This is a genomic window from bacterium (assembly GCA_035528375.1).
GTDB lineage: Bacteria > RBG-13-66-14 > RBG-13-66-14 > RBG-13-66-14 > RBG-13-66-14 > RBG-13-66-14.
Map to the genome: position 1 here is coordinate 1 of DATKYS010000065.1, position 5,593 is coordinate 5,593.

8 protein-coding genes are annotated in these 5,593 nt (G+C 59.2%); all 8 read right to left on the reverse strand.

Annotated features, from left to right (window positions below):
- Positions 1-161: 161 nt before the first annotated feature.
- The 8 genes from frr to rplM all read right to left on the reverse strand — a co-directional run bounded on the left by frr (position 162) and on the right by rplM (position 5,109).
- Positions 162-719: a ribosome recycling factor gene (gene frr / locus VM054_04830; protein HUT98384.1), complete on the reverse strand. Its 558-nt coding sequence runs from the start codon at positions 717-719 to the stop codon at positions 162-164.
- 9 nt (positions 720-728) lie between these two features.
- Positions 729-1,553: a hypothetical protein gene (locus VM054_04835; GenBank protein ID HUT98385.1), complete on the reverse strand. Its 825-nt coding sequence runs from the start codon at positions 1,551-1,553 to the stop codon at positions 729-731.
- 5 nt (positions 1,554-1,558) lie between these two features.
- The gene (locus VM054_04840) at positions 1,559-2,026 is read right to left on the reverse strand and encodes an NUDIX domain-containing protein (GenBank protein ID HUT98386.1); all 468 of its coding nucleotides are present in this window, start codon (positions 2,024-2,026) and stop codon (positions 1,559-1,561) included.
- 1 nt (position 2,027) lies between these two features.
- On the reverse strand, positions 2,028-2,747 hold the full coding sequence (gene pyrH, locus VM054_04845; GenBank protein HUT98387.1) for a UMP kinase: 720 nt from the start codon (positions 2,745-2,747) through the stop codon (positions 2,028-2,030).
- A 2-nt stretch (positions 2,748-2,749) separates the two neighbouring features.
- The gene (locus VM054_04850) at positions 2,750-3,364 is read right to left on the reverse strand and encodes a translation elongation factor Ts (GenBank protein ID HUT98388.1); all 615 of its coding nucleotides are present in this window, start codon (positions 3,362-3,364) and stop codon (positions 2,750-2,752) included.
- 37 nt (positions 3,365-3,401) lie between these two features.
- On the reverse strand, positions 3,402-4,124 hold the full coding sequence (gene rpsB / locus VM054_04855; GenBank protein ID HUT98389.1) for a 30S ribosomal protein S2: 723 nt from the start codon (positions 4,122-4,124) through the stop codon (positions 3,402-3,404).
- Positions 4,125-4,270: 146 nt separating this feature from the next.
- Positions 4,271-4,666 carry a 30S ribosomal protein S9 gene (gene rpsI, locus VM054_04860; protein ID HUT98390.1) on the reverse strand — a complete coding sequence of 132 codons (396 nt, stop codon included), beginning with the start codon at positions 4,664-4,666 and terminating at the stop codon, positions 4,271-4,273.
- 8 nt (positions 4,667-4,674) lie between these two features.
- Positions 4,675-5,109 carry a 50S ribosomal protein L13 gene (rplM, locus tag VM054_04865; protein HUT98391.1) on the reverse strand — a complete coding sequence of 145 codons (435 nt, stop codon included), beginning with the start codon at positions 5,107-5,109 and terminating at the stop codon, positions 4,675-4,677.
- Positions 5,110-5,593 lie beyond the last annotated feature (484 nt).

Consider the following 5,593-nt stretch of genomic DNA (forward strand, 5'->3'; position numbering starts at 1 on the left):
TTCCCTACGACCGTAAATGTAGGGCGGGGTTTCCTAACCCCGCCGCTGGCGATGACGTAGGGGCCGACCGACGGCGCGCCGTTTAGGTCGACCCACCCCTCTCCCTAACCCGTAAGCGCGCTTCCCCCCAGAGGGGGGAGGGGAAACCGCTTCGATGCCGCCTAAACCTCCGAGATGTCGGCTATTTTCTCCTCCAGGAGGGAGTCGATCTTGGCCGACTGCTCGTCGGTCATCTTCTGGACCACGTCCACGAGCCGGTCGCGCTCGTCCTCGCTGATGTCGCTCTTCTTCTCGGCGTTCTTGAGCATCTCGTTGGCGTCGCGGCGGACGTTGCGGATGGAGACCTTGCCCTCCTCGGCCAGGCGGTGGGCCACCTTCGCCAGCTCCTTGCGCCGGTCCTCGGTCAGCGGCGGGAAGGGCAGGCGGATGACCACGCCGTCGGAGGACGGGGTGATGCCGAGGTCCGACGACTGGATGGCCTTGACGATGGCCTCCACGGCGGTCCTGTCCCAGGGCTGGACGACGACCATGCGCGGCTCGGGGACGCCGATGGTGGCCATCTGGTTCAGGGGGGTCTGGGTGCCGTAGTAGTCCACGCGGATGGAGTCCAGGATGGCGGGGTTGGCGCGTCCGGTGCGGATGGCGCGCAGGTCGCGCTTGGTCGCTTCAACGGCCTTCACCATGTTTTTTTGTGTCTCTATAAGGTGTGGCTCAGTCATAGCGCTCTCCTAAAGATTCCGTTTCTTGTTTATATAATCGGCAAAAGATACCGTGTTATCAAGATTCCACACAGCCTCGAAACATTTAGTATATTTTTCGAAAAGACTATTTTCATTATTCTTTATTATGTGTAATAAGGGAGCACTTGAACCAACCATGCCGTACAAATGTGGGGTTATTAGCATATTGTCGTCGAAACGATATATGCTGTTGTAAAGAGTAGTGTTATGAAGTTTTACGTAGAATTTGTTATTTCTTGGGACGTATAATGGTTCTAGCTGTTCTAACATAGTTACTATTCTTTCCTTGATACTCCCAACTTTCCCTTCCTCATTGTTTCTTGATTTAATAAAATCAAATTCATCCTCGATGACAATTGGGTTACCAAGTAATATTCTGATTTGCACCATTTTTGCGATTTTTTCATTTAGTATTTCAATGAACCATGGCTGAAAAGATAAATGATGCATTGCATATGCCATCAGATCAATCTGACTATTTGCATTTTTAAACATTGTCTTCCACAATAAATTACTTTCATCATTGTCTCGTTCATTCCAGATTGCGATTAATCCAGTTTTTTGTGAGCTTCGAATTAGCTTGTTTGCAATTGCTAATTGTTTTTTTATTTCAATATATGTATCAGGCATTGTTACTCTGAAGGTTCCAGATATTAAAGTAGCAGACATTAATGATACACCAAAGGCAAATAAAAAATTATTCCACCCTGGCTCAAATAGGTTAGTAATTGAGGATACAACAAAAAGGATACCAACAACAGCTAGCAATACGTGAATAACTAGTATCCATGTTGTTGAGGTTGGCTTTACCATTATTTTTAATAAAAGGTTTTCTCAGAGTTTTTTTGATAATCACTAATCCGTATGATTTGAGCTGGGTGAAGATTAATGTTATTTAATTCAGATAAATCAAAGAACTTTACTTCGAGTGATTCTTTACTGATTTTTATTTCCCCGCTAACAACTGAACAAAGAAAACAAAGTGAAAATTGTTGTCGTATTTCTCCATCACTATATTCTATTATATGTTGTGGATCTGAATAAACACCGATAAGTTTATCAACCTTTATGCGAATATTGCTTTCTTCATAAACTTCACGGATTGCTGTTTCAGAGATGGATTCACCAGGGATCATCGCTCCGCCGAGAAGAGACCAAAAGTTGTTGTCTTTCCTCCTGTGTAGCAATATTTGCCCTTTGTCATTGATAACAACAGCCGAAGCAGCAGGAACAATTGAATTTGGTTTGGGAGCGTTACTTACGTGGTAATAGTCCTTTCTAGCCATTTTAATTCCTTTCACGGCAAATGACGGTGGCGAAGCCCGGTTCGGTGATTGCGCGTAGCGGTCCGCCCGCCGCCTCGCCGGAGAAGACTAAAATCTCGATCCCGCCCCGGCGGCAGAGCTCCACCGCGGCCAGGTCCATCACCCCGAGGCGCCGGTCGAGGACCTCGTCGTAGGTCAGCCGATCGAAGCGTTTCGCCGAGGGGTCGGTCTTGGGGTCGGCGGAGTAGACGCCGTCCACCTGTGTGGCCTTCAGGATTGTTCCGGCGCCGAGCTCCAGAGCGCGCAGGGCCGCGGCGGTGTCCGTGGTGACGAAGGGCGCGCCGGTTCCCCCGCCGAAGACGCCGATGCCGCCGGAATCCAAAAACTCCCGCACCGCCTCGGGGCGGTACACGGCCACGTGGCCCGGCAGGGGGATGACCGTGTAGGCCCGGGCCTTGACCCCGGCCGCGCCCAGCGCGTCGGAGAGCGCCAGGGCGTTTATCACCGTGGCCAGCATCCCGGCGGTGTCGGCGGCGACGCGGTCGGAGAATGCGGAGTCGCGCCCGCGCAGGAGATTCCCCGCCCCGCACACGACCCCGACCCCGTACCCCGCGCCCTTGAGTCCCGCGAGGTCTTCCACCGCCCGGGCGAGCGATCCCGCCTCCAGGGGTGAAAAGCCCCCCGGTCCGCGGCCGCCCAGCCGCTCGCCGGAGAGCTTCACGATAACCCGTCTGGGATTCAAGCCTAGGACTCCTCGCCCAGTTGGAAACGGACGAAGCGCGTCACCTGGATGTTCTCGCCCAGCTTGGCCACGTGCTGTTTGATGTAGTCCGCCACCGTCCGGTCCTTCTCTTCCGGCTGGTTCTTGATGAAGAGCTGGTTCAGCAGGGCGTTTTCTTTCAGGAATTTCTGCATCTTGCCCTCGACGATTTTCTCCACGACCTGGGGCGGCTTGCCGGACTCGGCGGCCTGCTCGGCGTAGACGCGGCGCTCGGCCTCCAGCACCTCGGGGGCGAAACCGTCGGTGTCCACGGCCAGGGGCGCCATGGCGGCCACCTGCATGCAGAGGTCCTTGGCCAGGGCCTTGAAATCGTCGGTGCGGGCCACGAAGTCCGTCTCGCAGCGCAGCTCGAGCATGACGCCCAGCTTGGCGCCGGCGTGGACGTAGGTGTGGATGAGCCCCTCGTCGGCGCAGCGGCCGGACTTCTTGTCGGCGGTGGCCAGACCCTTGACCCGCAGGTGCTCGACCGCCTTCGCCTCGTCGCCGCCGGATTCCACCAGGGCCTTTTTGCAGTCCACGATGCCGGCGCCGGTCTTCTGCCGCAGCGCCATGACCTCTTTGGCGGAAATTTCTGCCATGATTACCTCGAATGCCTCGCTGGTTTTTTTAAGCGGGTCAGGCGACGGGCATCTCGTTGACGATCCGGCCGCCGGTGGCGATGGCGCCGCCCTCGATGACGGCGTCGGAGATGGCCCGGCTGATGAGCTGGATGCCCCGGATGGCGTCGTCGTTGCCGGGGATGAGGTAGGTCAGCTCGTCGGGGTCCGCGTTGGTGTCGGCGATGGCGACGATGGGAATCCCCAGGGTGTTGGCCTCCTTGACGGCGATGTGCTCGCGCTTGGGGTCCACCACGAAGAGCGCCTGGGGCGGGCTTTTCATCCCCCGGATGCCCACCAGGAGCGCGGAGAGCTTCCCGTGCTTTTTGGTGAGCATGGTACGCTCCTTCTTCGAGAGGCCCTCGAAGCTCTCGGAGCCGAGAAGGTGCTCCAGCTTGTCCAGGCGTTCCAGGCTGCCCTTGATGGTCTGGAAGTTGGTCAGGGTGCCGCCGAGCCAGCGCTTTGTGACGTAGAACATGCCGGCTCGCTCGGCCTCCCGGGCCACGATGGCCTGGGCCTGGCGCTTGGTGCCGACGAAGATTATCCTCCCGCCCCGCGCCGCGGTCTGGGTGACGAAGTCGCACGCCTTGCGCAGGAGCTGCACCGACTTCTGCAGGTCAATTATATAGATGCCGTTGCGTTCCCCGTAGATGTAGGGCTTCATCTTGGGGTTCCAACGGCGGGTCTGGTGGCCGAAGTGGATGCCGGCCTCCAGCATGGCTCGCATGGAGAATTCGGGCATGGTTCCTCGTTTCATCCTCCGCCTTCCGGACCCGCTCGGCGCGCGTTGTGCGCCGGGGGCAACGAGTGTGTGGAAGGCGTGCGTATTGGCCCGTGGGGGCCGGTTTGCGTCCGGGTGGACGCGGTTTGCGTCCGGGTGGACGCGGTTTATCTCTTGGAGAACTGGAAGCGGGCGCGGGCGCCGCGCTGGCCGTACTTCTTGCGCTCCTTGATCCGGGCGTCGCGCCGGAGGAGCCCGGCCTCCTTCAGGGTGTGCCGGAGCTCGGGGTCGTACTTCTCCAGGGCCCGGGCGATGCCCAGGCTCAGGGCGTCCGCCTGGCCGGTGAGGCCGCCGCCGGTGAGGGTGGCGTGCACGTCGAAGCGGTCGGCGGCGTTGGACGCCTCGAGGGGGTGCCGGACTCTCTTGCGCCACACCTCCCGGGGGAAGTGGTCCTCCATCTCGCGCCGGTTGACCAGGATCCTGCCCTCGCCGGGCACGAGGCGCACCCGGGCGATGGCGGTCTTGCGGCGGCCGGTGGCCCAGATGGAGCTCTTTTCGATCATGACGCTCCTCAACCCTCGAGGGTGTAGGCCGCGGGTTTTTGTGCCTGGTGCCTGTGCTCGGGTCCCGCGTAGACCCGCAGGCGTTTGAGCATCTTCCGCCCGAGGTGGTTCTTGGGCACCATTCCCGCCACGGCCCAGTGGACGGCGAGGTCGGGGTGGTGCTCCATTATCTCGGCGTAGGGGGTGGACTTCAGCCCGCCGGGGTAACCCGAGTGGTGGCGGTGGAACTTCTGTTCCAGTTTGCGGCCGGTGAGCTTCACCCGGGCGGCGTTGACGACGACGACGAAATCGCCGGCGTCGAGGTGCGGCGCCCAGTACGTTTTGTGCTTGCCGCGCAGAAGACCGGCCACGCGGGTCGCCACGCGGCCCAGAGGTGCGTCTGCGGCGTCCACCACGTGCCAGGCGCGCTCTACGTCGGCTAGCTTCTTCTGAAAGGTGCCCATGTTTTAAGTGCTCTCCTGGGGCCCGGTGAATCGCCGGCCTTCCCGGCGCGCGGACGGCAAGTATAGAAAAGGGCGGGCGCGGATGTCAAGAAAAGCCCGTCGTCCGGGCCGGATTTTCGCCTTTGGTGATGGGTTTTTTATGAGGCAGCCCTCACGCCGGCCAGCGCCTCGCATTTGCGATGACGTAGGGCGGGGACTTAGGTCCCCGCCGCGGGCGACCGTGGACGGTCGCCCCTACGGGTCGGGTTTGCTGGATATTGACGTAGGGGCGGGTCTGGCGACCCGCCCGTTTTTTTAATAAGGTAGCCCTCACCCTTAATCCCTCTCCCACGGGGAGAGGGAGACCGCGTTCACCCGTGCGATAATGTAGGGGCGGACCTTTAGGTCCGCCCGCGGGCGACCGTGGACGGTCGCCCCTACGGGTCGGGTTTGCTGGATATTGACGTAGGGGCGGGTCTGGCGACCCGCCCGTTTTTTTAATAAG

Bases quoted from the DNA above. Each gene is read 5' to 3' on its own strand.
- rpsI (HUT98390.1), bottom strand. From the start codon at position 4,666: ATGATCGAAAAGAGCTCCATCTGGGCCACCGGCCGCCGCAAGACCGCC.
- rplM (HUT98391.1), bottom strand. From the start codon at position 5,109: ATGGGCACCTTTCAGAAGAAGCTAGCCGACGTAGAGCGCGCCTGGCAC.
- VM054_04835 (HUT98385.1), bottom strand. From the start codon at position 1,553: ATGGTAAAGCCAACCTCAACAACATGGATACTAGTTATTCACGTATTG.
- frr (HUT98384.1), bottom strand. From the start codon at position 719: ATGACTGAGCCACACCTTATAGAGACACAAAAAAACATGGTGAAGGCC.
- VM054_04850 (HUT98388.1), bottom strand. From the start codon at position 3,364: ATGGCAGAAATTTCCGCCAAAGAGGTCATGGCGCTGCGGCAGAAGACC.
- rpsB (HUT98389.1), bottom strand. From the start codon at position 4,124: ATGCCCGAATTCTCCATGCGAGCCATGCTGGAGGCCGGCATCCACTTC.
- VM054_04840 (HUT98386.1), bottom strand. From the start codon at position 2,026: ATGGCTAGAAAGGACTATTACCACGTAAGTAACGCTCCCAAACCAAAT.